At 68.2% G+C, this 318-nt stretch carries 1 pseudogene; it reads left to right on the top strand.

What is annotated here, in order from left to right:
- Positions 1–318: pseudogene (locus tag AB1L30_RS00605) on the top strand (hypothetical protein); the annotation flags it as partial.

Raw genomic sequence — 318 nt, 5'->3', positions numbered from 1 at the left:
GTCGGCATCGCCTGGGAGCAGATCACCCCCGAGTGGCTCTTCCTCATCAGCTTCCTGGCCCTCATCGCCATCGGGACGATCGGCCTGCGGGCGGTCCCGTTCTTCTACGCCCCGGGGGCGACGGGGCTGGGGTGGATCGATGCGCTGTTCACGGCCACCAGCGCCGTCTGCGTGACGGGCCTGATCGTCGAGGACACGGCGACCTACTTCTCGACCTGGGGGAAGCTCTGGATCCTGCTCCTGATCCAGTTCGGCGGCCTGGGGATGATCACGTTCACGACGGTCCTGATCGCCTCGCTCGGCGGCCGCCCGTCGCTC

It is taken from the genome of Bremerella sp. JC817 (assembly GCF_040718835.1).
Classification (GTDB): Bacteria; Planctomycetota; Planctomycetia; order Pirellulales; family Pirellulaceae; genus Bremerella.
The sequence above is the reverse complement of the archived record's forward strand: the minus strand, read 5'-3'. Positions and strand labels throughout refer to the sequence as shown.